The organism is Rummeliibacillus sp. BSL5 (assembly GCF_052928305.1).
Map to the genome: position 1 here is coordinate 504,597 of NZ_JAVGCV010000001.1, position 21,574 is coordinate 526,170.

Below are 21,574 nucleotides of genomic sequence, written 5' to 3' on the forward strand. Positions count from 1 at the left end.
AAAAATATCTTTAAGAGGAGGGATTTCTATAACGAACTTTGATTATGGAGGCTTCTTGAAAAAATTTCGGTGGCCGATTGGATTGCCTATTTTTTTACTTGTAATCTCGTTTTTATTTAATAAGCAACTCTACGGTGTATTTGGTGCAGAAAATTATTTATCCATTCATTTAATGGTCGAGATATTTATTATTGTTTTTTCCTTTTCGATTGCTATTCAAGCATGGCTGATCGTACCATATGTTTTATCGAATAAAAGATTATATATTGGAGCTCTTTTTTTATCTTTAGGTCTAACGGAGTTGTTCCATACTTTAACATATCAAGGGATGCCGTTTTTTCTAGAAAAAAGCTCTAATTACTCAGCTACATGGTTTTATATCATTGGACGCCTTTCATTAGTTGTTGGTTTGTTAAGCATATACCTGTTTAAGCCGAAAAATTCTGTGCTCAAGAATCGATATATAGTGTATGGTTTATCATTAGCCTATACCGTTTGCTGGTTGGGAATTATATACTCTCCCAAAGCATTGTTGCCAAATCTATTTATTGATGGTGTTGGAACTTCTCAGATAAAAAATGGGCTGCAATATGCTGCTGCTTTTCTACAACTTTTCTTTATGGCTTATATTTTTAAAAGCAAAAATAATGTTCAGAAAAAAGAAGTTGAAATGCTGGTACTTGGTTCTTTTTATTTAATATTAGGAGACCTAGTGTTCACCACCTATATCAATGTCTATGATTTCAGAGCTATGCTTGGCCATTTATTTCAACTAACAAGCTATTACTTTTTTTTGAAAGCACTTCATCATACTTCAGTTGAAGAACCATTTGAGTTATTGATGGAAACCCAGGAGGAGCTGGAAAGTTCTCAGGATTCTTTAAGATATACGATTGATCATGATGAGCTCACGGGCTTGCCTAAACTGCACTATATAGAAACTAAACTAGCAGAAATGTTAAATATCCACAAAAAAGCTGCTGTTTTAATGGTGGAAGTAGACCGTTTAAAGGTTATAAATGAATCGTTTGGTAGTAGGTTTGAAGATCAAATTATTTATGGCGTTTCTAAAAGATTGAGTTATGTAGAATCGCAGAAGAGGTTACTTGGCAAAGGAAATAACGGTGAATTTATTCTTATTGTTCCAACTGTGTCAAATAGAGAAGAAGTCACCGCTATTTGTGAACAAATTACACAATTAATGGAAGTTCATTTTCCTGTGCAGCATCATCAGGTGAAAGTAGAATTAAATATCGGGATTGCAATTTATCCAGAGCATGGCAGAAATGCAAGCGATTTATTTAGACATGCTCAAGTTGCTATGCATCAAGCAAAACATCAAATAAACCGAGTACTTTTTTACGAAAAAAATATGGAAAAATGTTCAGAACAAAAAATGTTGCTAGAGCATGATTTACACAAAGCACTTGAAAATCAAGAACTCTTCCTTGAATATCAGCCACAGATTGATGTACGAACAGGAGAAATAATATCTGTTGAGGCATTACTCAGATGGAAGCATCCAACAAAGGGGATTATTTCTCCTGCTGATTTTATTCCGATAGCAGAAGAATCAGGGCTAATTGTGCCAATAGGTGAATGGGTGCTTCAACAAGCATGTAGCCAAGTGAAAAAATGCCAGGAGGATTGCCAGCTAACGATTGGTGTATCGGTAAATTTATCGATCCGCCAATTCTTCCAGCATAATTTAGCTCATACAGTTAAAAGGGTTCTAGCAGAGACACAGCTTCATCCTGCTTGTCTAGAACTTGAAATCACTGAAAGTATGACGATGGATAGAAAACATGCAGTCGAAACGTTATGCGAGTTAAAAGAATTAGGAATTAAAATTGCGATTGATGATTTTGGAACAGGATACTCATCTATCGCCTATCTGAAAGATTTGCCAATTGATACATTGAAAATAGATCGTTCATTTGTTATGCAAATACCAACAGGGGATACTGTTCTTATTTCGATGATTATTTCTCTGGCAAAACATCTAAATTTAACAATTATTGCAGAAGGAGTGGAAGAAGAGCTCCAGTGGGAATTTCTTTCAAGAGAAGGATGCAATCTTATTCAAGGTTACTTATGTGGAAGGCCGATGCCGCTCCATCAAATTATAGAAACAATTCATTTTCAACAAGCTGCCCAAATTTAAGTAAGCAGCTTGTTTATTTTTTTGAAAAGAAGGTATTATGTTTGAGGGAAAAATATGATTTGAGAACTCGGTTTGTAAAACCATCCGACTATCAGGTAAATTCCATATTAGAGATAAAATATCAATTTTTGCAACGATTCTTTTTTAATGGGGTATTTATGCTACGATTAATAAAACAACTTGGAGGTTATAGTATGAAAAATTTAGTCAAAAAATTTGTAAAAGGTACGATCGCGACTAGTGTACTTGCATCTGGTTTATTAATTGGAACAGCGTCTTTCGAAACGAGTGAATTAGCAGGTACTCAGACTGTTCAAGCAGCTAGCAAAAAAGTTTCGAAAAAAGGGGTTTTTACACTTTCAAAGGGATTTACACTAAAAGAAGCCCAAAATGAATTAAGACCTGAAGCTGCAAGACTAATCCGTATTTACGGCGAATCAAACAGAACAGGAAAAACAACAACATTTAATAAATATGCAAAGAATCATATAGCACCTAAAACAGATACAAACTATTTACTAGGCTATAAATATTCAACGGATAGATACAAAGAAAGAATAAAACTTAATCGTAAATCTAATAGCAAAAAAATCATTCATCTTTACGGCAAAAATTTAAAGCTGGCAACAACCTCAAAAGTAAAAAACTATGACTCCAGAAAAGGAACAGGTTGGGCAAATATTCGATATCAATTCCAGCCTAAAGATTTTAACGCAATGGGTAACGTATCGGTAACTCTTAAGTTTACCAAAGTGAAGAGCGGTAAATATGTACTTGAAGACATTCATTTCTATTAAGCCTTATAAATGATTATGGCTTGGGCATGCTAATCCAGAGCAATAAACATTGTTCACTTCATAAATATGAGGAGGATAGCCCATGCCAAATGTACAAGTAAATTGTTCTGTTTCCGATTGTTTTTTCCATAAGGTTGGTAATGTTTGTGGTGCATCAGCGATTAATGTCGATATGGATTACCACTCCAGAGATAAGGATACAGAGTTTGCAACAGAGTTTGATTTTGACAAGATTTCCGAAAAAGCTAACACTTCTAAGGATACTTGCTGTAAAACTTTTAAACCAAAAGAAAAGTAAAAGAAAACTCATGAACAATTGGCAGCTATGCGATTCATAGCATTAGGGATTCCACTATAACGTGGGTCCCTTTTTTAGTCATTTGATTTCCCTAATATAATCTCGTATACTTTTTTCTGTATAACTAAAGAGTAAAGGAGACCGCGTCATGACATTTGAAGAAATACTACCGCGTATGAAAGCAGGAGAAAAAGTAATAAGAAAAGGATTTAATGGAGCTGAATTATACATAAAATTAGTAGGGGAAAGCACACATGATGGTGAAAAGCTAAATCCTTATTTTTTAATTAATGTATCTGGTGAAGGCTACACTATGTTCACGCCGACAGTTTGTGATTTATTAGCTGAAGACTGGGAAATTGTCGAATAAAGACACTTCTCACTATATGATTGAAAATGTATTATACATGTATATAATTGAGAGTCCATGGATTGCCATGGGCTTTTGTAATGAGGTGCAAAAATGAAATTTGATTTTAAAGGCAAAACCGTTTTTGTTACGGGAGCAGCGTCTGGAATTGGGCACGCACAAGCAAGGGCGTTTCTTGAAAGTGGAGCGATGGTATTTGCGATGGATTTAGACGAAGAGGGATTGAATTCTATAGCAAAAGAGTATAAGCAAAATTTTGCTTATTCAGTAGGGAGCGTAGCGGATAATAGTCAGGTAGTGAAAGCTGTCCAAAAGGCCCTTTCGCTTTTTTCTAAAATTGATATCTTGCTAAATACAGCTGGCATTTTAGATGGCTATGCAAAGACATTAGATACAGACGAGGCTTTGTGGGATGCTATTTTAAATACAAACCTTAAAGGAACATATTTAGTAACGAATGCAATTCTTCCACAAATGATTGAGATAAAATCAGGGGTCATTATAAATATGGCTTCCATTGCAGGTCTTGTAGCAGGGGGAGGCGGAGCAGCATACACAGCTTCTAAACATGCAATTGTCGGTTACACTAAACAGCTAGATTTAGATTATAGTAAAATGGGTATTCGTGCTAATGCGATTGCTCCAGGTGCTATTCAAACACCTATGAACAAAGCGGATTTCCAAGGTAATGGAGAGATGGCAAAATGGGTGGCAAGAGAGACACCTGCAGGTAGATGGGCTCAACCAAGTGAAGTAGCAAATCTTACACTGTTTTTAGCACATGATGTCTCAGACTATATACATGCAACAGTCGTCCCAATTGATGGAGGTTGGATTGCAAAATAATGTTTTCTATTTAACAACTATTTGATATACTTTTCAAGTAAGCAAATTTGCTTGCACTGCGGCACTTTTGGTTAGGCATAGTCTGATCTCCTTTGGTCGCAGTTATGACTAAAATAGCTTTTGGCTATTTTACAAAGGAGAATGAAAATGAATAAAACGTTTTACAATGTATCTACACGCACCTCTGTTTCTGAAATCACCAAAACAGCCCTCGTTGCCGCCCTTTATGTAGCGGTCACCACCGTTTTAGCTGTCGTCAGTTTTGGCGCCATCCAATTTCGTTTAGCTGAAATGTTTAACTATCTAGCACTTTACCATAAACGTTACATAGTAGCCGTCACTCTCGGTGTTATTATTGCTAATTTTATGTCTCCGACATGGCCAATCGATGTGCCAGTTGGTGGGCTTGCTACATTTTTAGTCATTCTTTTATGCCGAGCGGTAACGAAAAAAATCAAGAATGATATTGCAAAAATGGCAGTCACTGCTTTAATTTTTGCTTTCTCTATGTTCACGGTTGCTGGGCAATTATCTTTTCTTTATCATCTTCCTTTTTTCTATACATGGTATACAGTTGCGCTTGGTGAGCTGCTTTCGATGGCAGTAGGTGGCGTAATTATGAATATATTGAAAAAGAAAATTGATTTTACAAAATAAAATCTTCATTAAAAATTGCTCTTCTCAATTAATGAGAAGAGCAATTTTTATAGTAAAATGTTTTCTATTTTTAATGTCACAATAGGTTATTCTTCTTCACTTTCCTTCATTTTCCATCTTCGCCCTGGCCAGTAAGCATAACGGCCAAGTACAGCAGTGATAGCAGGAACAAGGAGTGGACGAACAACAAATGTGTCTAATAATACGCCGATCGCTGTAACAATCCCAAATTGCAGGAGTACTTGAATAGGCAAGGTAGCCAAGACTGCAAAAGTTCCAGCTAGAATTAAGCCTGCAGAAGTAATCACGCTACTTGTTTCACTGACCCCATTTGCGATGGCTAATCGATTACTTTGTTTATTTTTGTTTTTCCAAATACTTGATATCATAAAGATATTATAATCTTCACCTAATGCAACTAAGAAAACGAAAGAGTATAAAGGAATTAAGCCCTGAATTGCTGAAATGCCTAATACATCGTGTACCAGAATCCAACCAGCGCCCAACGCAGATAAATAAGAAAGTAAGACCGTTAGGATCAGGTATACCATCGCAACAATAGACCGCAAGTACATTAACAACAATGCAGCTATAATAACGATTACTGTTGGTACAATTACTTTCATATCTCGTTCCGTTGTCTTCACTGTGTCATATTGCTTAGAAGTTTCGCCACCTATCCAGAGATGATCTTGTGGTTCCACACCTGAGTCTTTTAGTATGGTAGAAACTTTCTTGTTTAATTTTGGTATAGTATCAACAGCTTCCATACTGTAAGGGTCTTCTTTTAAAGTAATATCATAAGAATGATATTCTTTGTTTTTAACCCCTTCTTTTTTCTCTGAAACTTCTTCGATATACGATAGTTTGCTCAGCTGATCTTTAATCTCAACTTTTTTACCTTCTGTATTGATTATTAATTGTAAAGGTGCTAGTTTTCCTTGTGAAAAATGTTCGGACATTAAATCAAAACCTTCTCTAGAAGGCATATCTTTTGGAAACGATTCTATTAAATCCTGTGTATATTGAATACGTGGAACGAAGGATGCTAATGCACCTAATAGGACAACACTTAAAATGATGACAGTCCACGGTTTTCTTGTCACCCAATTGCCAATTTTTCTGCTGAACTTTCCGTGGGGAGCGATTCTTCTTACTTTTTTTCCTTTCTTTTCTTCTAGTTTCTTCGTCATTCCCTCTGTTCGTGGGACGAAAGGATAAAATGCTGCACGCCCAAGAATACCTAACAAAGCAGGTAACAGTGTTAATGCCGCCATACCCATAATGAGTATAACTAAACTAAATGGAACTGCGAAGCGATGGAAGGATCCATATTGTGCAAGCAGCAAAGTACTTAGACTAAGCACGACGGTTAATGCACTTACTAAGATAGCTCCACCTGAATGTTTAATGGCATGTTCTAAGGCTGTAAACTTATCCTCTTCCTCTAATAAGCATTCTCTGTATTTGGATACTAAGAATAAACAATAATCTGTTCCTGCGCCGAATAATAATACGGTCATAATGGATACGGCTTGTGAATCAACTGTAATAAAGCCTTCTTTAGCGAGAAATCCTAAAAGAGGATTCGTCACACCATAAGCAAATCCTACACCTATCAATGGCACTAACGCTAAGAGTGGGGAGCGATATAACAGCACAAGCAATATTAATACTAATAAAACCGTACCAATCAGTAACGTTACATCTGCTTTACTGAATAAGGCAGTGGCATCTGTAGAAATTCCTACAGGACCTGTAAAACGAACATGTAAGCCTGAGTCACTAATTTTACGATCAAATAAAGATTTAGATTCTACTTTAGATAAATGTTTTTTTAATGAAGATAAATCACTTGTCAATTCCTCAGTAGAAGCTTTTTTATTCATGAAAACAGGCGTCACAATTGTTTTGCCGTCCTCAGAGGCAGAAGCCTGTAAACCTTGAGGCGGAAGTTTTCCAAGTGGAGGAAGAAAATTTTGGGCTGATAACGGATGTTTTTCTAGATGTTGATATAATGATGAAATCTTTTGGTAATCTTGGGTGGTTAACCCGTCTGTCCGATGCCATACAATTAACAATGGTGTACCTGTATTATCAGGGTATTGTTCTTTTGCAATTTTTTCTGCTTTAACTGACATAGCATTGTCAGGCAAATTAGCGGCACCATTATCTGTTTCTTTGTTAACGCTTGGAAACACGGCTGTAAGTACGGCTACTAAAAGAACCCAAACTGCCAAAGTAATCCATCTGCCTTTTTTACTTGAGACAGCTGTTACAAATTCAATAAAAAACTTTTTCATTAAGTAGAGCCCCTTTCGGAAGGATTTAAATTAATTATATATACTGGTAGGTTAATTATCAAATCTATTTTCTTATTAATATATGATGACCTAATATCCTTGTATGTAAACATGCGATAAGATAAAAAATTCCCGCTATAAAAACTAGCGGGATAATCCTATTTTTTAAAGAAGCCATTCCAAAAAACATCTAATATTTGTATAGCAGATGTCTCAGCCGACTCGAATATGGAAAGTCCATCTGCTTGCTTATAATTCCCCACTCGAATAAGTGCAAGATAAGCATGCGCTGCAAATTTTGTGTTCACATGCGGTATTTCTCCAGAGTCTATTGCTTTTTTAAATTCATTTTCAATCCCTTCGTACATTTTTTCTTCTGCTTTTTTCATTTCACCCATTTGTTCTTCTGTTAAGGATTGTTTAGATTCTCTCATAAACCCATCCAAGTCAAGGGTTGTGGTTGCTTTTAAGTGTGCCGTTGTCACATCTAATAAACGATCATACAAGGGCTTATCTGAAGTGAGCAAAAATAGAATTCGTTCCTGAATTCTTTCCATTAGTGCAACCATTGTTTCTTTAAACAATTCAGCTTTGGTTTCAAAATAGTAATATACGGTTGCTTTAGTCGTTTCAGAATTCCGAGCAATATCATCCATCGATACTCTTTGGAAGCCATGCTCCAAAAATAAACGTGTAGCAACTTGTAGGATTACTTCCCTTGTCGATATATCATTATCTTTTTGTTTAGGCCTTCCAACAGGGCGACCTCGTTTTTTAGAAGCCATAATCCTTCTCCTTATCTTTGTCTACTTAATTTATAGCCATCATATTTAGCTTTTCGTAAATTATATCCACTGATATTTTACCATTGAATAAGCAAGAGTTCTAAAGAATAAGTGTAATTTATATTAAGTTTCTGCACGAAAGTTAAGCTGCAACTGTTTAAAAGAAGGATTCTTTTTTAAATCTAACCTCAAATCTATTCATACTATAAGATTGCTAGGAATACGATAGTAGAAGTTAAAGGTGGAGATGGAGGTGGAGATGATCACAAAGTTTTTAATAGATTTTATTCACCCACATTCTTGTTATTAAGCACACCCTTACTTTTTACAACTCTATTCATTCGCTGAATAAGCTAAAACAATACAAAAAAAGGAGAAAAATATGAAGGAATTCCACCAACAAACATCCGCACAAGTAATGGATTTGCTTTCTGTGACTAAGGAAGGCTTGAATGAACTAGATGTTCAGCAGAGATTAGAAGAATATGGACCGAATGAATTAGAAGAAAGCCAAAAGATTAGAACCATAGCTGTTTTCTTTGGCCAGTTTAAGGATTTGCTTGTAATTATTTTAATGGTTGCAGCATCAATCTCGTTTTTATTAGGTGAAGTGGAAAGCACCATTGTCATCATGATTGTAGTTATATTGAATGCTGTATTAGGAACAGTACAGCATGTCAAAGCTGAACAATCTCTCGACAATCTGAAAGCCTTAACTTCCCCAGTAGCAAAGGTGTTAAGGAATAATGAAATCATCGAAATATTGTCTGAGGAAATAGTAGTCGGCGATTTGCTATATTTAGAAGCAGGCGATTATATTAGTGCAGACGGTAGGTTAATAGAAAGCTTTAATCTTTTAATTAACGAAAGTTCTCTCACTGGTGAATCGTTGGCTGTTGAAAAAACTACCGATCCTATACTCGATGAAGGTGTGACAACAGCGGATAAAAGAAATATGGTATTCACCGGCAGCTTTGTGACAAATGGTCGTGGGACGGTTGTAGTTACCTCAACAGGAATGAATACAGAGATTGGTAAAATTGCTAATCTCCTTGGCACAGCAAAAGAGAAGAAGACCCCACTTCAAATCAGTCTTGATCATTTTGGCGAGAAGCTTGCATTAGGCATCACACTCATCTGTTTAGCTATCTTTACGATTGACCTTATACGCGGACGTGCCTTGGTGGAATCTTTTATGTTTGCTGTTTCGCTCGCAGTAGCTGCTATTCCGGAAGCATTAAGTTCTATTGTGACGATCGTTCTTGCCTTTGGTACTCAAAAAATGGCCAAAGAGAATGCAATTATACGAAAGCTTTTTGCAGTAGAAAGCCTTGGTAGTGTATCTGTCATTTGTTCGGACAAGACCGGTACCTTAACGAAAAATAAAATGATGGTTCAACAAGTTTATATTGATAAAGAAGTACAAGCATTTAATGAACTGAATATGAAAAACAAATTGCATAAACAATTTATTACTCAATCGCTCCTATGCAACGACTCCTTCGTAAGGGAAGAGAAGGAGATTGGGGATCCTACTGAGATTGCACTTGTAAAATTAGGCAAACACTATAAATTGGACGAGCTTATGCTTCGTAAACAACACCCAAGAATGGCCGAAATCCCTTTTGATTCTGACCGAAAATTAATGTCAACTGTTAATGAAGTAAATGGTAAAAGAATGCTTACGACAAAGGGCGCATTAGATGTTCTTTTACAACGAATGAATAAGATAGAGACAACAAATGGCATCGTTGAAATGACAAGCGAAGACAGACAAAGAATTGAAAAAGCCAATCACAACTTTTCAACTAAAGGGCTGCGCGTTTTGGCGATTGCTTATAAAACCGTGAGGCCAAAACAAACGATTGATTTCGAAGATGAACATGATTTAATCTTTCTAGGGTTAGTAGCAATGATGGACCCACCAAGAGATGAATCAAAAGCTGCTGTAGAGAGCTGTATTCAGGCAGGCATAAAGCCTGTAATGATTACAGGAGATCATAAAATCACTGCAACAGCCATTGCTTCTCAAATTGGTATTTTAAAAGATCCAAGTGAAGCCATTGAAGGGCATGAAATTGAAAAATTAACAGATAAGGAACTACAAGATTATGTGGAGGATTATTCTGTTTATGCCCGTGTGACACCTGAACATAAAATTCGAATCGTTAGAGCATGGCAGGAAAAAGGCAAAGTAGTTGCAATGACCGGGGATGGAGTGAATGATGGTCCGGCTTTAAAGCAAGCAGACATAGGAGTAGCAATGGGGATTACCGGAACAGAAGTGGCGAAAGACGCTTCCTCAATGATTTTAACTGATGACAACTTTTCAACCATTGTTAAAGCAGTAGCGAATGGGAGGAGCCTTTACACCAATATCAAGAATGCCATTCTTTTCTTACTTTCAGGAAATGCTGGCGCTATCTTCGTCGTTTTGTATGCGACGGTTTTTGGATTATCGGTCCCATTTGCACCAGTTCATCTTTTATTTATCAACTTGTTGACAGATAGTTTGCCCGCAATTGCTATCGGACTTGAACCAAATAATAAAAAGCTAATGAAGGATAAGCCTCGAAACATTCACGAACCATTGTTAAACAAACGGTTTACGACACAAGTAGTACTTGAGGGCTTACTCATTGCTATATCTACCATCATCGCATTCAGGCTAGGTCTTTCAACAGGAAGTACATTGACTGCAAGTACGATGGCATTTGCGACACTATGTTTATCTCGTTTGATTCACGGCTTTAACTCTCGTTCAAAAGAATCCATCTTTGCCATTGGAATCTTTTCAAACAAATATACATGGGTGGCCTTCTTAATCGGGGTTATCAGCTTACATCTTGTTTTATTCTTACCATCTCTAACTACTGTATTTAAAGTAGCACCATTAAGCGGCTTGCAAATGGGCTATATTTATACACTATCGAGTCTACCCTTCATAGTGAATCAGTGGTTTAAGGTTTTGTTTGTAAGAAGGAAATAAGTAAATTAACCGATCCTTTGTTAAAAGGGTCGGTTTTTGCGGTTATAAAAGAGTAGACAGATGTAACACATTCTTATTTTAAAAGCCATCGATGGAACTTTTAGAAAGTTTAATATATTATTGTTATATATCTAATTAAAAAGGAGATTTAACAATGCAAAGAAAAGCATATACAGCAAAAAGTGCAACCTCATCAGGTCCATATTCACACGCAATAGACGCGGGAGATTATGTATTTTTCTCAGGTCAGACAGCAAAGAATACACCAACTGCTAAAGATCTAACTGGAGATATTGCTGCTCAAACAAAACAATGCTTTGCGAACTTAGTAGAAGTCATGGAAGAAGCAGGACTTTCCCATGAAGATGTGATAAAGGTAAATGTTTATTTAACAGACATGAACAATTTCAATGCAATGAATGAAGTGTATAAAACTTACTTCATCGAACCATATCCTGCAAGAACTTGTGTAGCAGTAGTTGCATTGCCACTAGGCGCAGAAGTAGAAATTGAACTGATCGCTAAAAGATCAAATTAAGAAGCAATGGCCGACAAACAGTTTAAGCTGTTTGTTGGCCTTTTTAATTGGGATAAGTCTTAATTAGAGTTTGAGTGAGCCTAGATGGAAAAGGCCGAGTGTCCTGAAAGATCGTGAGTGCCCGAAATGGAGAATGAGTGACCTTAATTGGAAAATGAGTGACCTTCTTAGATTAGATCGATAACAGGGTGTAAGCATGTTGTCATTTAGGAAATCAATAGGTCATTATCATACACCAATCATTAAATGCATAGGATATTGCCAAACTTATAGACACTATTTGTTATTAAACCAAAAATGAGTTGCATTGCGACTTGTTTTGATCAAAAAATGAAAGATCAATTAAAAATAATAATATTAAGAGTTACCTTATTGTGTACCTGATTTTTATATTTAGAATTATTAAGAATTACTTTTGAAGCTATACGAAAGTGAAATAGGCTTGGTAGATCGAAAATTATAAAGTTACTAAACAAATAGTAATGTTTAAGGAAAGTAGATTGAGTTGAACGTCTGCTTTTGAAATAATTGGTACTAATCAACATGCTATTATTGGAATAAGATCCAAAAGAAAAGAATTTTTATAATATAGGAGGGAGCCCATGGATAAAAATGAATTAATCTCATTATTCCACAAAGAACTTCGACAAGATGCTCAAGTGAAAGGTTATATAAGAGAGGAAACAGAGCATGTCGTCCGTCATATTTCACAGTTTGGCGAAAAAGGGTTCATTGTCTCATCTAATGTAAACGAAGGTAATATAAAAGAAATTATTAAGAACGAGTTAAGCTATTTTAGTAACCTTGAGCAGAATTTTGAGTGGAAGGTGTATAACTACGATAAGCCAGATAGTTTGAAAGATATTCTTAGACAAGAAGGATTCACAATAGAGGATCCTGAAGCACTAATGGTCATGGAGTTAGATGAACAGCTTCCCTTGCTTAAAAACGACCGACACGTCAACTTAAAGGAAATAACGGATTATAAAGGCATTCAAGACATTATTTTTCTAGAAGATGTTATCTGGAATGTACCGCATACTGAGTTGGGAGAAAGACTTTGGAGAGATAAACAAAATAATCCTGAATCCCTATACCTGTATGGAATTTATGAAGATGGTCAGCTTGTAAGTGCAGCTTGGATGTACTTAGAGGAAAATTCCTCTTTCGCCAGCTTATGGGGAGGTTCAACTTTACCGTTGTTCCGAGGAAAAGGTTATTATACAGCTCTTTTAGCTACTCGTGCAAAAAAGGCATATGAAAAAGGGTATCCTTTCCTTACTGTTGATGCCAGTACAATGAGTAGACCCATCCTAGAAAAATGTGGTTTTCTATGTCTTGCATTTTCTTATGGCTGCCAGTCACCTTCTACCAAGCAGTAAAACCTCTTATTAAAAAACTCGATAATAAAAGCTCATGAGTTATTCCGTTAAAGACAGAGAGTCCTAAAATAAAAAAGCGCCAAATGAGAAATATCCATTTGGCGCTTCTGCTATTTAACTATAAAAATAAAATACAAAATGAACAATAGAGCAAGTATATACATAATCGGATGGAGCTCTTTACCACGTTTTTGCATAAGCAAAGCTAATGGATAGAGAATAAAGCCGAACGCTAATCCAAGTGCAACACTAGAAGTGAGTGGCATCATAATAATGGTTAAAAATGATGGAATCGCTACTTCTACCCGTGACCAATTAATGTTTTGTAGATTCATAGCCATTAATCCGCCCACAATAATTAAAGCAGGTGCAGTTACTTCGTTTGTGATGACGGAAAGGATAGGTGAGAAGAATAATGCGATTGCAAAGCATACGGCAGTAATGACCGAAGTAAAACCTGTTCTTCCGCCTACTGCAATACCAGCAGATGATTCAACACTGGTTGCAGGTGTTGAGGTACCGAGTATTGCACCAATTGCTCCAGCAGAAGAGTCGGCCAGCAGTGCACGTCCGATTTTCGGAATTTTGTTGTCTTTCATAATGCCTGCTTGGCTAGTTAAAGCAATTAAAGCACCAGCAGTATCGAAAAATGCAACAAAAAGGAAAGTGAAAATCACGGCTAATACTTCAGGGGCGAAAATATCCTGCAGGTGAGGAAATACCACACCAAAAGTTGGTTTAAGACTTGGGATTGTCCCCATAATATGCGTTGGGATTTTTACTAAACCAGTCAACATACCGATAATAGTAGAAATAATCATCCCGTAAAAAATAGCACCTTTTACATTGCGGACTAACATAAGGATGGTGATGACTAAACCAAAAACGGCAAGGCCAGTTGTCGGAGAAGTTAAGTGACCTATGGATACAAAAGTATCTTTATTTGGGATAATAATTCTTGCATTTTTAAAACCGATAAATGCGATGAAAAACCCAATGCCCGCTGCTATGGCATGTTTCAAATCTTCTGGTATCGCATTTATTATTTTCTCCCGTATTTTTAATAAACTTAAAACGATGAAAATGACGCCTGCTACAAAAACCCCAGTCAAAGCAACTTCCCATTTAATTCCCATACCTATACAAACAGAGAACGTAAAAAACGAATTCAACCCCATACTTGGTGCAATAGCTATTGGATAGTTTGCTAGAAGTCCAATAAGTAATGATCCTATGATAGCAGTTAGCGCAGTTGCGGTGAAAATAGCCCCCTTGTCCATTCCAGTTTGGCTAAGGATTAAAGGATTGACTACCAAAATATAAGCTATTGAAAGGAATGTGGTAACCCCAGCCAATGTCTCTTGCTTATAGCTGGTATTCCTCTCAGTAAATTGAAAAAAGTGTTTCATGATGACTATCTCCTATTCTATTATATAAAAAAACTTTGGCTACCAAGTGCCAAAGTCATCTACAAAGGAATAAAAAATAATTATTTCATTTATTTGATATTCCTTGTAGACAAGCTATTTATGGTAGCTGGTAGAAACGATCAAGCCTTATTCTTGAACTTATACAAGGATATTTAGGTTTTAAAAGTAATAGAAAGATAATATCAAGATTTAATGTATACGTCAATATAAGCTGCAAAATTTATCGAATAATGTCGAAGTTGGATAATGTATAAATGATGAAAATAAATACAAGATAAGCTTTGATAGGAGGTTTTCTAATGGTAAATAAAAAAGTCAACAAGCAACATAACAAGAGGAAAGAAGAATACAGTAATGAATTTATAGAGGAAGAAAAAGTGCCAAAAAAAATGACGTTTAAGGAAAAAAAGGAAAAGGCCATTGAAGTTGCAAGCCAAAATTTGCAATAATAATTAGAAGCCTTAATGAAAATCATTAAGGCTTCTAGTATTACTTGTTTACTCTCTCATCCGATTGCTTATTGATTTCAGCAATGGCATTTTCTCTCCATTCAGCCGCAAATTCTTCACGGAAATTGTCAGGACTATTATACGGAGAATTAGTATTTCGGTAATCTTTAGCATTAGGCAGTTGGCTATTATTGTTTTTATTCTTTGCTTTATAACCACACTTTTTTGGCATGATAGATCACCTCCTACATAAGATAAGTTGCTCTTTTTCCTTCATTTTATGCTAAGCCTTTTGCCGCTCTCTTTTCACATATTAGCCAGTATTGCATATGCTAAATGGTATATGAAAAGGGAAGGGGACAGAAAATGAGTTATAAATACAAAGAGGTAGAATATGATAATCTAAATTTGGTTAAGAAATTAGTGAGCGATTACGAAATATGCCCAGAGTGCGGTAGTGTAGGAAGCAGCGGAAGAGATGGAACAATGAAATACAATAACAAACAAGGTAAATTTGAAAGAACATGCAAGTGTGGATGGGAAGCCAAAGTTGAGATAGAAAAGTTATAAATAGTCAAAACGATCAAGCCAAAGTAAATGAGGTAAATGTAGTAATAATTAAAAAATACATAAAATGTTTTTTCTAAATTAAATAATGGCAGAAAACTCAGTAATCAACTTTCAATAGTTTAATTATAAATTAGCTTCTCAAAAGGAATTTATTTTCGTTTGAGAAGCTCTAAGAAAATACATGCAAATAATTATTTTCTAAAAGAGGTAGATATTATTGTTAACATTCAGGAAAGAAATTTATTTGTTTTATCTGTGGATTTAATAAATTAGAAGAATCTCCCTATTCTTTAGATTTAGCTGGAAGTTTTGAAATCTGTCCATGTTGTGGTTTTGAATATGGAGTGGATGATTATGATTGTATTGAATTTAAACATGAAGGTTTAACTAATCTGGAAATTGTTAAAAACTCTCATTTATGTTGGAGGTATGCATGTATAGAAGGAATGGGATTGTTTGATCCAAAAGCATTTTCGAGAGAAGTGAAAAAAGGTGATAGTATAAAGGATGATATTATAAGGAAACAATTGAAACAAAATTTAGGAATTGAATTACATATCTAATAGTAGTAAACCGCTTAATATATAACATATAAGCGGCTTTTTTATGGTTAAAAGCGATAAAATGAATAAGTAAAATAGGAAATTAGTAATTAAAATAAATAAATTATTTTCAATAATACGATTTTATAGCAAAAAAGAACGTATGTTTGGTATAATGTTGATAGATAGTTCGGTACTCAAGGGTGGTTGGCTTTCTCCTAAATAGATCAGACTAATTTGTCCATAACGTGTGGCATCGTCTGTACAAGGAGGTGATGCCATGACGGTATATGAATCATTAACGTTTGCGATTGCATTCGCTACCTTAATCATTACAATTCTGTCATTCAACCATAAAAAATAACCCATCCTTGAGTTAACGGCTCTGATGGGTTGTCATATCCTAAATGAGCTAATCCCCCTACCGGGAATCAACTATCATCTATTTAACCGTCCGATGCTCCAACATCGGCGGTCTTTTTAATATATGCAGTTCTACTTTTAGTATACGAGTATACTGACTATATTTCAAGTTTTGTGTCCGGACGTTCACAATAGTAGATGTCTTGTTGGTCGATTGGTAGTTTCGTTTTTAATTAAAGATGGTATGAAAAGGAGAAGGACATGAAATTTGAAATGTGATTTTAACTTGACCATAGATAAAAGATAGGATGTGTATGTCTAGTGATGTTAGATCGTATAGAGGAATACAATGACAAAGAAATTGAAGCAGATTCTTATTTTTATGCATTTTTAGAACCGATTTCACCCAAAATGGCTCAATTGGCCAAAGAACTAGAAAATACAATTTTCAATAGTCCACGCATGATGTTGACTCATTCTAGGGTGTTATCGGAGTACATCTTGAAGCAAGTCATTAAAATTAAAAAATTTGAAGAACCAGCAGATAATCTGTTAGACAGAATTAATTTATTACAACATAAAGGGTGCTTGTCAGAAGACATTTGCAATGCCTTACACCATGTGAGAAAAATGGGTAACCAGGCCGCACATGAAACCCGAGCATTCCGATTCTCTGAAGCCTTATTATCATGGGAAGCACTATATAAAATTATCAAATGGTATGTGGATACATATGGAGATGCAAAATTTAAAGTCCCCCCTTATCAAGATCCGCTGCCGACAAATCAAAACCAATCTGCAACAGAAGAAATTGAAGATAGATTACAATCACTTGAAGAACTTCTTATGTCGCTAAAAGAAAGAGAAGAAGGAAAAGAAGAAGTACAAGGAGACGAGGATCGAGTTATTAGAGCAATATCCTATCAAGGTCAGCAAATTGATATACCTTATTTTCTTAGAGATATTTATTTGTTGCCACAGCGATTTCCTCATGCAGAGAAATTTTTAATACGCTTAGGTGCAGAGCAACAGGTCCGCGTGATGAGTGAACTGCCTAGTAATTTAAATGATTTAAAGCAGCATTTAAAAAGAAACCAAGAGCAGAATATAGAAAATCTTTTTAAGGATTTAAAAATATTTGTTGAAGAAGAAGTAGAGCGCAAAAGAATGCAAACGGAAAACGAAGGTAAATTATTTTTATTTTTTAAAGACCAGTGCATTGTTATAACTGACGAACTTTCTATTATCAAGCTTTCAAACAATGAATTTCGAGGAATTCCTCAACTTATCAGGCAGTTAAATGAGGATGATATTTGTACAGTAGGCCAGCTTCCAAAGGAATTAGTGATTTTAACTAAATATGATAAGGTTGGTAAGGGGACGGTTGAAAAATTATTTAATCAATTGATTGAAAAGCAAAAAAACATGCAAGAAGCAGCAGTCCAATAAATGAGTTTTTATTAATATAATAAGTTAGATAGCCTAATTGTTTGAAAAAAGAACATTGGGCTATTTTTTTAATGCTAGTTTAATTACCAATGCGAAACGAAAATGATATACTACTTATACTTTCAATTTTTGTTTTAAGTAGGGAGGCAATATGAAGAAGGTTGCAATCATACAAGATCTATCATCTTTCGGCAAATGCTCACTAACAGCTGCTATTCCAGTACTTTCTGTAATGGGCGTGCAGGCTTGTCCTTTGCCAACAGCTATATTGTCAGCACAAACGGATTATCCTAGTTTTTTTTATGAAGATTTTACAGATAAGATACCTCACTTTATTGAAGAGTGGAGCAGTATGGATGCGAAATTTGATGGTATACATACAGGATTTGTCACCGGAAGAAAACAAATAGATCATATTTTTAAATTCTTGGAAAAATTTCAAACCGAAAATACACATCTATTGGTAGATCCAGTGATGGGAGATGGGGGGACAGCCTACAAGCTCTATACCGATAATCTACTATCTAGAATGAGAGAGCTCGTAAAATTAGCGCATGTTATCACACCAAATGTTACAGAGTGCTGCTTATTAACAGGTTTATCCTATGAAAAATTATATAGTTATCAAAATGATGATTTTATACAAGCGTTAGAAGAAGCAGGTAAGAACCTACAACTAATAACCGGAGCTAAAGTAATTATTACTGGAGTTACTCCGCCTAAGTGCGAGGGGACAGGCCGCTTCATTGGGAATATGTACATAGATAGAGAAGAAATAAACTACAAGGCTATGCCGTACAATGGATTAAGTTATTCGGGTACTGGTGATTTGTTTGCTTCGGTCATTATGGGTGGGATAATGCGAGGAGATCATCTTAATGATTCAGTACATCTAGCAGAATCGTTTCTAGCTGCTGCCATACAAGATACTTCAAGAGAAGACGTCCCCAAAATAGCAGGAGTTAACTTTGAAAAATTTTTAGGTATGCTTCTTAAAAAAAACACACCTCTCTAGTGCTAGAGGTGTGTTTTTTAGTTCTCATTTAAATGTTGGTATTTTCTTCAAGAACATACAGACCGGAATGGATACAAGTAGTCCAATAGCATTTTGAACAACGTCTCCTGGAATAGATGCAGCTGGTGCAATCCAATTTCCATAAAGGAAGCCTTCCCCAATAAAGTAAACAGCAATCATTGGAGGCATGGAAATAATCGTTGCAATAAGGTTGAGCATTAAGCTGTTTCCACTTCGTCCTCTTGACCAAGCGATTTTGCCTACAATAAATCCTTGTAAGCCACGTGCAACAAAGGAAATTGGTGCCCAAAGCGTCCATCCCGAAACCAAATCAAATAGCCCCATCCCAAAAGCGCCGGCAATTGCTCCTTTTTTTGGACCAAATAAAATGGAAATAATAAATAGCATGCCTGTACCGAGATGAACCAACCCGCCATTTGCTGTAATCGGCAACTTTATATTTAGTAGCATGGTGGCCACGAAAACTAAAGCTATTGACATGGCACTTGTAATTAAATCAAACGTTCGAATTCTATTTGTGGAATGCCCCATTGTTTTTTGCATACTTTTCCCCCTAATAAATCCTCAGCTATCACCTTAAAAATAAAAAAGCTGAATTCTTTAAATTATTTAATAAACTGAACTGTAAATAAGATTATCAAATGGTTGATCTTTTTAAAAGTATCAATTTTCATAAATTTAAAGGGGTCAGCATGATATGAAATCCTCTAAAAATAAACAGCTATATAATAATTTTTTATAATCATAAATACTATAAACCTCGATAGTCTACTTATACTAATAAAAAGTTCGACACTAACACGAAATTATATATCCTACTAAATTGTTGTAAATCCTTTTTTAAATTAACTAAAAATGAGTTACTTGGTATAAATTTTAGGGAGAAGGGGTAGAAAAGAAGTAGAAGTTAAAGGAGGTAATAGGTTTGTCAGAGAATAAAAAACAAAACAAACAACAACAAGATATAGAGCGCGAAACATTAACGACTCGCCAAGGTCATCCTGTAACGGATAACCAAAATATCCGAACAGTTGGTAACAGAGGTCCAGCAACACTTGAAAATTATCATTTCATTGAAAAAATTTCTCATTTTGACCGTGAGGAAGTACCAGAACGTGTGGTACATGCCAGAGGAAGCGGCGCATTCGGCTACTTTGAAACATATGGCAAAGTAGGGGATGAACCAGTTGAGAAATATACACGAGCAAAAGTGTTCTCGGGTAAAGGAAAAAGAACACCATTGATGGTCCGCTTTTCTACAGTTGCAGGATCTAAGGATTCACCTGAAACTGACCGTGACCCTCGTGGGTTTGCAGTGAAGATGTATACAGAAGATGGAAACTGGGATTTAGTCGGCAATAATTTAAAGATTTTCTTTATTCGTGATGCGATGAAGTTTCCTGATATGATTCACGCTTTTAAGGCAGATCCAGCTTCAAATGTGCCAAATCCACAAAGAATGTTTGATTTTGTAGCGAGAACACCTGAGGCTACACATATGATTACTTTCTTGTTCTCTCCATGGGGAATTCCAGCAACATATCGCCATATGCAAGGTTCTGGTGTTAATACGTATAAATGGGTGAATGAAAAAGGCGAAGCAGTGTTAGTAAAATATCATTGGGAACCGAAGCAAGGTATTCGAAATCTAACACAAGAAGAAGCACATCAAATTCAAAGTAAAAATGTAGGGCATGCAACACAGGATTTATATGAGGCAATTGAGCGTGGAGATTATCCAGAATGGGAATTATATGTTCAAATTATGGAAGATGATTATCATCCAGAACTAGATTTTGATCCTTTAGATGATACAAAGCTTTGGCCTGAAGACAAATTCCCATGGTTGCCAGTTGGCCGTATGGTATTAGATCGAAATCCGGTTAATTTCCATGAAGAAATTGAACAAGCTGCATTTGGTACAGGTGTATTAGTAGATGGCATGGATTTCTCTGATGATAAAATGCTCCAAGGCAGAACATTCTCTTATTCAGACACACAACGTTACCGTATCGGGTCAAATTATCTTAAATTAGATGTCAATGCACCAAAAGTTCCTGTGCATACAAACCAGCAACGTGGCCAAATGGATACTAGAGATCCTCAAGAGTCTGGTGAAAATCCTCACATTAATTATGAGCCTTCAGTACTTGGTGGTTTTAAAGAGGCAAGCAAGGAGGGGCGTATACAACATCGTCCATCTTATAATGCTCAAGTTATGAGCGAGCCAATTGACCGCCCGAATAACTACGGACAAGCAGGCGAAACTTATCGCAGTTTTAAAGATTGGGAACGCGATGAGCTAATTAACAACCTATCTAATGCGCTTGCTATTTGTGACAAAAGAATTCAAGATGCAATGATTGAACATTTTTCACAAGCCGATGAAGATTATGGTCGTCGTGTTAAAGAAGGTATTCAAGAAAAAATGAAAGAGTTAAAACAAACTGAAACAAAACTTCCTGGCCGAGAAGCGGGAATTTCTAAATATGGAGAAGGCACTAGAGCTGCCAATGCAGCTACAAAAGAAGCTGTAGATAAGAGCCATAAAGCGGATCCATATTAAATAAAAGTATAAAGCCTCCCCTGCACCAATTATGGTGTAG

General features: G+C 35.8%; 21 protein-coding genes and 1 riboswitch. Of the genes, 16 read left to right on the forward strand and 5 right to left on the reverse strand.

Going from position 1 to position 21,574, the window contains the following annotated elements:
* The first annotated feature begins 55 nt into the window (after positions 1-55).
* The 6 genes from RCJ93_RS02665 (at position 56) to RCJ93_RS02690 (ending at position 5,132) form a co-directional block, all read left to right on the forward strand.
* On the forward strand, positions 56-2,164 hold the full coding sequence (locus RCJ93_RS02665) for a bifunctional diguanylate cyclase/phosphodiesterase (RefSeq protein WP_446738326.1): 2,109 nt from the start codon (positions 56-58) through the stop codon (positions 2,162-2,164).
* Positions 2,165-2,358: 194 nt separating this feature from the next.
* A complete protein-coding gene (locus tag RCJ93_RS02670; protein ID WP_147198126.1) occupies positions 2,359-2,961 on the forward strand; it encodes a hypothetical protein in 603 nt (200 codons plus the stop codon).
* Positions 2,962-3,043: 82 nt separating this feature from the next.
* Complete coding sequence (locus RCJ93_RS02675) at positions 3,044-3,259, forward strand: DUF1540 domain-containing protein (RefSeq protein WP_150284543.1); 216 nt, start codon at positions 3,044-3,046, stop codon at positions 3,257-3,259.
* 148 nt (positions 3,260-3,407) lie between these two features.
* A complete protein-coding gene (locus tag RCJ93_RS02680) occupies positions 3,408-3,629 on the forward strand; it encodes a DUF2829 domain-containing protein (protein WP_147198130.1) in 222 nt (73 codons plus the stop codon).
* Between the two features lie 93 nt (positions 3,630-3,722).
* Positions 3,723-4,475 carry a 3-oxoacyl-ACP reductase gene (locus RCJ93_RS02685; protein WP_446738327.1) on the forward strand — a complete coding sequence of 251 codons (753 nt, stop codon included), beginning with the start codon at positions 3,723-3,725 and terminating at the stop codon, positions 4,473-4,475.
* Between the two features lie 147 nt (positions 4,476-4,622).
* The gene (locus RCJ93_RS02690) at positions 4,623-5,132 is read left to right on the forward strand and encodes a QueT transporter family protein (protein WP_446738328.1); all 510 of its coding nucleotides are present in this window, start codon (positions 4,623-4,625) and stop codon (positions 5,130-5,132) included.
* An 86-nt stretch (positions 5,133-5,218) separates the two neighbouring features.
* Here the strand turns inward: RCJ93_RS02690 and RCJ93_RS02695 are convergent, their stop codons facing one another.
* Together RCJ93_RS02695 and RCJ93_RS02700 are read right to left on the reverse strand one after the other, a co-directional pair.
* On the reverse strand, positions 5,219-7,435 hold the full coding sequence (locus RCJ93_RS02695) for an MMPL family transporter (protein WP_446738329.1): 2,217 nt from the start codon (positions 7,433-7,435) through the stop codon (positions 5,219-5,221).
* A gap of 158 nt (positions 7,436-7,593) precedes the next feature.
* Positions 7,594-8,220 (reverse strand): TetR/AcrR family transcriptional regulator, encoded by a 627-nt coding sequence (locus tag RCJ93_RS02700; RefSeq protein ID WP_251646577.1) that lies wholly within the window; start codon positions 8,218-8,220, stop codon positions 7,594-7,596.
* A 382-nt stretch (positions 8,221-8,602) separates the two neighbouring features.
* Here RCJ93_RS02700 and RCJ93_RS02705 point away from each other — a divergent pair, with 382 nt between their 5' ends.
* From RCJ93_RS02705 to RCJ93_RS02715, 3 genes are all read left to right on the forward strand, one after another.
* Positions 8,603-11,209 (forward strand): cation-translocating P-type ATPase, encoded by a 2,607-nt coding sequence (locus RCJ93_RS02705; protein WP_446738330.1) that lies wholly within the window; start codon positions 8,603-8,605, stop codon positions 11,207-11,209.
* 154 nt (positions 11,210-11,363) lie between these two features.
* A complete protein-coding gene (locus RCJ93_RS02710) occupies positions 11,364-11,747 on the forward strand; it encodes a RidA family protein (RefSeq protein WP_066787578.1) in 384 nt (127 codons plus the stop codon).
* A 602-nt stretch (positions 11,748-12,349) separates the two neighbouring features.
* Positions 12,350-13,129 carry a GNAT family N-acetyltransferase gene (locus RCJ93_RS02715; RefSeq protein ID WP_446738331.1) on the forward strand — a complete coding sequence of 260 codons (780 nt, stop codon included), beginning with the start codon at positions 12,350-12,352 and terminating at the stop codon, positions 13,127-13,129.
* Positions 13,130-13,239: 110 nt separating this feature from the next.
* Here RCJ93_RS02715 and RCJ93_RS02720 read toward each other — a convergent pair whose 3' ends face one another.
* Positions 13,240-14,538 carry an NCS2 family permease gene (locus RCJ93_RS02720; protein ID WP_446738332.1) on the reverse strand — a complete coding sequence of 433 codons (1,299 nt, stop codon included), beginning with the start codon at positions 14,536-14,538 and terminating at the stop codon, positions 13,240-13,242.
* Between the two features lie 86 nt (positions 14,539-14,624).
* A riboswitch (purine riboswitch) is annotated at positions 14,625-14,725 on the reverse strand.
* 133 nt (positions 14,726-14,858) lie between these two features.
* On the opposite strand from RCJ93_RS02720, the gene RCJ93_RS02725 reads away from it, so the two are divergent.
* Entirely contained in the window at positions 14,859-15,008 is a 150-nt protein-coding gene (locus RCJ93_RS02725; protein WP_158512574.1) for a hypothetical protein, read from the forward strand.
* A gap of 40 nt (positions 15,009-15,048) precedes the next feature.
* Here RCJ93_RS02725 and RCJ93_RS02730 read toward each other — a convergent pair whose 3' ends face one another.
* Entirely contained in the window at positions 15,049-15,240 is a 192-nt protein-coding gene (locus RCJ93_RS02730; protein WP_066787572.1) for a hypothetical protein, read from the reverse strand.
* Between the two features lie 134 nt (positions 15,241-15,374).
* On the opposite strand from RCJ93_RS02730, the gene RCJ93_RS02735 reads away from it, so the two are divergent.
* The 5 genes from RCJ93_RS02735 to RCJ93_RS02755 all read left to right on the forward strand — a co-directional run bounded on the left by RCJ93_RS02735 (position 15,375) and on the right by RCJ93_RS02755 (position 18,947).
* Complete coding sequence (locus tag RCJ93_RS02735) at positions 15,375-15,578, forward strand: hypothetical protein (RefSeq protein WP_066787564.1); 204 nt, start codon at positions 15,375-15,377, stop codon at positions 15,576-15,578.
* A gap of 344 nt (positions 15,579-15,922) precedes the next feature.
* Positions 15,923-16,141 (forward strand): hypothetical protein, encoded by a 219-nt coding sequence (locus tag RCJ93_RS02740; RefSeq protein WP_446738333.1) that lies wholly within the window; start codon positions 15,923-15,925, stop codon positions 16,139-16,141.
* 259 nt (positions 16,142-16,400) lie between these two features.
* Positions 16,401-16,484, forward strand: coding sequence for a putative holin-like toxin (locus RCJ93_RS02745; RefSeq protein ID WP_223823582.1), 84 nt, complete (start codon positions 16,401-16,403; stop codon positions 16,482-16,484).
* A 323-nt stretch (positions 16,485-16,807) separates the two neighbouring features.
* Positions 16,808-17,932, forward strand: a complete 1,125-nt coding sequence (locus RCJ93_RS02750) for a DUF4145 domain-containing protein (RefSeq protein ID WP_446738945.1) — start codon at positions 16,808-16,810, stop codon at positions 17,930-17,932.
* Between the two features lie 151 nt (positions 17,933-18,083).
* Complete coding sequence (locus RCJ93_RS02755; protein ID WP_066787559.1) at positions 18,084-18,947, forward strand: pyridoxamine kinase; 864 nt, start codon at positions 18,084-18,086, stop codon at positions 18,945-18,947.
* A gap of 24 nt (positions 18,948-18,971) precedes the next feature.
* Here the strand turns inward: RCJ93_RS02755 and RCJ93_RS02760 are convergent, their stop codons facing one another.
* Complete coding sequence (locus RCJ93_RS02760) at positions 18,972-19,511, reverse strand: ECF transporter S component (RefSeq protein ID WP_066787556.1); 540 nt, start codon at positions 19,509-19,511, stop codon at positions 18,972-18,974.
* 382 nt (positions 19,512-19,893) lie between these two features.
* On the opposite strand from RCJ93_RS02760, the gene RCJ93_RS02765 reads away from it, so the two are divergent.
* Positions 19,894-21,534 carry a catalase gene (locus RCJ93_RS02765; RefSeq protein ID WP_446738334.1) on the forward strand — a complete coding sequence of 547 codons (1,641 nt, stop codon included), beginning with the start codon at positions 19,894-19,896 and terminating at the stop codon, positions 21,532-21,534.
* The last annotated feature ends 40 nt before the right edge of the window (positions 21,535-21,574 follow it).

Bases quoted from the DNA above. Each gene is read 5' to 3' on its own strand.
- RCJ93_RS02695 (WP_446738329.1), bottom strand. From the start codon at position 7,435: ATGAAAAAGTTTTTTATTGAATTTGTAACAGCTGTCTCAAGTAAAAAA.
- RCJ93_RS02690 (WP_446738328.1), top strand. From the start codon at position 4,623: ATGAATAAAACGTTTTACAATGTATCTACACGCACCTCTGTTTCTGAA.
- RCJ93_RS02755 (WP_066787559.1), top strand. From the start codon at position 18,084: ATGAAGAAGGTTGCAATCATACAAGATCTATCATCTTTCGGCAAATGC.
- RCJ93_RS02750 (WP_446738945.1), top strand. From the start codon at position 16,808: ATGTTAGATCGTATAGAGGAATACAATGACAAAGAAATTGAAGCAGAT.
- RCJ93_RS02670 (WP_147198126.1), top strand. From the start codon at position 2,359: ATGAAAAATTTAGTCAAAAAATTTGTAAAAGGTACGATCGCGACTAGT.
- RCJ93_RS02675 (WP_150284543.1), top strand. From the start codon at position 3,044: ATGCCAAATGTACAAGTAAATTGTTCTGTTTCCGATTGTTTTTTCCAT.
- RCJ93_RS02725 (WP_158512574.1), top strand. From the start codon at position 14,859: ATGGTAAATAAAAAAGTCAACAAGCAACATAACAAGAGGAAAGAAGAA.
- RCJ93_RS02745 (WP_223823582.1), top strand. From the start codon at position 16,401: ATGACGGTATATGAATCATTAACGTTTGCGATTGCATTCGCTACCTTA.
- RCJ93_RS02680 (WP_147198130.1), top strand. From the start codon at position 3,408: ATGACATTTGAAGAAATACTACCGCGTATGAAAGCAGGAGAAAAAGTA.
- RCJ93_RS02700 (WP_251646577.1), bottom strand. From the start codon at position 8,220: ATGGCTTCTAAAAAACGAGGTCGCCCTGTTGGAAGGCCTAAACAAAAA.
- RCJ93_RS02720 (WP_446738332.1), bottom strand. From the start codon at position 14,538: ATGAAACACTTTTTTCAATTTACTGAGAGGAATACCAGCTATAAGCAA.
- RCJ93_RS02760 (WP_066787556.1), bottom strand. From the start codon at position 19,511: ATGCAAAAAACAATGGGGCATTCCACAAATAGAATTCGAACGTTTGAT.
- RCJ93_RS02730 (WP_066787572.1), bottom strand. From the start codon at position 15,240: ATGCCAAAAAAGTGTGGTTATAAAGCAAAGAATAAAAACAATAATAGC.
- RCJ93_RS02735 (WP_066787564.1), top strand. From the start codon at position 15,375: ATGAGTTATAAATACAAAGAGGTAGAATATGATAATCTAAATTTGGTT.
- RCJ93_RS02715 (WP_446738331.1), top strand. From the start codon at position 12,350: ATGGATAAAAATGAATTAATCTCATTATTCCACAAAGAACTTCGACAA.
- RCJ93_RS02710 (WP_066787578.1), top strand. From the start codon at position 11,364: ATGCAAAGAAAAGCATATACAGCAAAAAGTGCAACCTCATCAGGTCCA.
- RCJ93_RS02685 (WP_446738327.1), top strand. From the start codon at position 3,723: ATGAAATTTGATTTTAAAGGCAAAACCGTTTTTGTTACGGGAGCAGCG.
- RCJ93_RS02705 (WP_446738330.1), top strand. From the start codon at position 8,603: ATGAAGGAATTCCACCAACAAACATCCGCACAAGTAATGGATTTGCTT.